Origin of the sequence: Amnibacterium sp. (assembly GCF_036559085.1) — a bacterium.
GTDB lineage: Bacteria > Actinomycetota > Actinomycetes > Actinomycetales > Microbacteriaceae > Amnibacterium.
Map to the genome: position 1 here is coordinate 1 of NZ_DATBTU010000083.1, position 2,546 is coordinate 2,546.

The 2,546-nt window shown below is 73.4% G+C and carries 3 protein-coding genes; all 3 read right to left on the reverse strand.

What is annotated here, in order from left to right:
- Positions 1-1,184 (reverse strand): O-acetylhomoserine aminocarboxypropyltransferase/cysteine synthase family protein (locus VIG76_RS15120; protein WP_331955665.1); only part of this gene is annotated, 1,184 nt, incomplete at its 3' end.
- 202 nt (positions 1,185-1,386) lie between these two features.
- The gene (locus VIG76_RS15125) at positions 1,387-1,878 is read right to left on the reverse strand and encodes a DUF4240 domain-containing protein (protein ID WP_331955667.1); all 492 of its coding nucleotides are present in this window, start codon (positions 1,876-1,878) and stop codon (positions 1,387-1,389) included.
- Positions 1,879-1,983: 105 nt separating this feature from the next.
- Positions 1,984-2,546, reverse strand: a 563-nt coding sequence (locus VIG76_RS15130; protein ID WP_331955669.1) for an FAD-dependent oxidoreductase, incomplete at its 5' end; no start/stop codon positions are given.

A 2,546-nucleotide genomic window follows, 5' to 3' on the forward strand; every position in this document is an offset into this window, starting at 1 on the left:
TCGAGCAGCTGCTGCTCGGAGAGCTGCGCGTGGGTCGTGGACGCCGGATGGATGACGAGCGTCTTCGCGTCGCCGATGTTCGCGAGGTGGCTGGCGAGGTTCACCGCCTCGATGAACCGCTGCCCGGCGGCGCGGCCGCCCTTCACCTCGAATCCGAAGACGGATCCGGGCCCCTTCGGCAGATACTTCGCCGCCCGCTCGTGCGCGGGGTGGCCGGGCAGCCCCGCCCAGTGCACGGAGTCGACGCGGGAATCCTGCGCGAGCCACTCGGCGACGACGCGGGCGTTGTCGACGTGGGCCTGCATCCGGAACGGGAGCGTCTCGACGCCCTGCATGAGCAGGAACGCGGAGTGCGGCGCGAGCACCGGGCCGATGTCGCGCAGCTGCTCGGCGCGGAGTCGCGTGAGGAACGCGAACTCGCCGAAGTTGCCCGACCACTCGAGGCCGCCGTACGTCGGCACGGGCTGCCCGAAGAGCGGGAACCGCTCGCTGTGCCACTCGAAGCGGCCCGACTCGGAGACGACGCCGCCGAGCGTGGTGCCGTGGCCGCCGAGGAACTTCGTCGCGGAGTGCACGACGATGTCGGCGCCCCACTCCATCGGCCGCGACAGGTAGGGCGTGGCGACCGTCGCATCGATCATCAGCGGCACCCCGGCGGCGTGCGCGACGTCCGCCAGGCCCTCCACATCGGCGACGTCGCCGGACGGGTTCGCGACGCTCTCGGCGAAGACGACCTTGGTGCGGTCGGTGATCGCGGCGGCGTAGTCGGCCGGATCCGACGAGCGGACGAAGGTGGTCTCGACGCCGAAGCGGCGCAGCGCGATGTCGAGCTGGGTGAGCGAGCCGCCGTAGAGCTGGGCGGACGCGACGACGTGGTCGCCTGCGCCGGCGAGCGCGGCGAAGGTGATGTACTGCGCGCCGAGCCCGGATGCGGTCGCCACGGCACCGAGGGCGCCCTCGAGGCTGGCGATCCGCTCCTCGAACGCCGCGACGGTCGGGTTCGCGAGGCGGCTGTAGATGGTGCCGTACTTCTGCAGCGCGAAGCGGGCCGCCGCGTCCTCGGCGTCGTCGAACACGAAGGCGCTCGTCTGGTAGATCGGCACGGCGCGGGCGCCGGTCACGGGGTCGGGGATGTTGCCCGCGTGGATCGCGCGGGTGCGGAAGCCGTACTCGTGATCAGCCATGCGTCGACGGTACCCGCGGCGCCGGACCCCTCCCGGCGGACGGTGACGCCGCGTGACTGCCGGTCCCCTCTGCGCACACGACGGAGTTTCCGCATTCGGCGCCTCCGAAATCGGCTTCTGACCGGATCGGCGCTCGATCTCTCCCTCGTTTGCGCAGCGGTGCCGGCCGGGCGCCTCCAGCGCCGGGGCTGCCGCGGCAGTGTCAGGCCACCGCGGCGGCGATGCGCGGATAGGCGGTGCCGACCGTCTCCTCGTCGAAGGGCTCCCCGGTCGGGTCGCCGTCCGTGCTCTGCTCCACGAGGTCACGGTCGAGGCCGCGCTCCTCGAGCAGGTCGAATGCCGCGTACTCGAGCTCCTCGTTCTCCACCGTGCTGCCGTCGAGGAAGTCGGCGAGGTCGTCGGGGTCCGTCAGGGCCGTCTCGACGGCGTCGCGGCCCTTGCCGATCAGCCAGCTGCGGAAGTAGCGGAAGCCGTCGTCGCTCATGCCGCCGGCGGCCACGTAGCCGGCTCCCCAGACCGCCCAGGTGTTCAGCCGCTCGTGCTCGGCCTCGAACGTGCGGACGAAGCCGAGCAGGTCCTCGTCCTCGATCGGGGTGAGCAGCGCGCGCAGCTCCTCGGCATCCGCGGTGGGGTCCGTGGGGGCGGATCCGGTGCGGGCGGACTCGATCAGGTCGTAGAAGCGATCGGGATGCACGCCGCGAGCGTAGGGGCGCGGCCGCCGCGGGGACCAGGTCCGAGGGTCCCTGACGCCGATGACGAGACGGATTCGAGACCTGGGAAGACGGGATCGCGCCGATTCTCAGCCCGCGAGCACCGCATCCGCAGCCCGGCGCCCGGACGCGAGCGCACCCTGCGACGACGGGGTCGCCCGCCAGTCGCCCGCGACGACGAGCCCGTCGGCGAGCCGCTCGGGGCGGCGCAGCGGGCTGCCGGCGGGGAAGTCGGGCAGCGCTTCCGGCACGCGCGTCACGGCGACCTCGTCCCAGCCGCTCGTGTCGGCGCCCCACAGCCGCGTGAGCGTCGATCGCAGCAGATGGTCGGGCAGCGGATCCGGGCCGAGGGACGACGAGGCGACGAGCGCCCGGCCGCCGCTGCCGTACTCGGGTGCCGCGTTCGACATCACGACGCTGTTCGTCACCGGGCCGTGCTCCGTGTCGAGCACGAGGATCGGGCGGCGCACCGGCGGCTCGTCGACGGCGTGCCAGACCGTCGTGACCGCGTGCATCCGCGGCGCGGGCTCGCCGATCAGCCCGGCGGCGCGCACCGGATCGGCGGCCACGACCACGGTGCCGGCGGCCAGCGTGCCGCCGCCCTCGAGGTCGACGGCGCCGGGCCGCACGGCCACGACCGGTGACCCGTAGG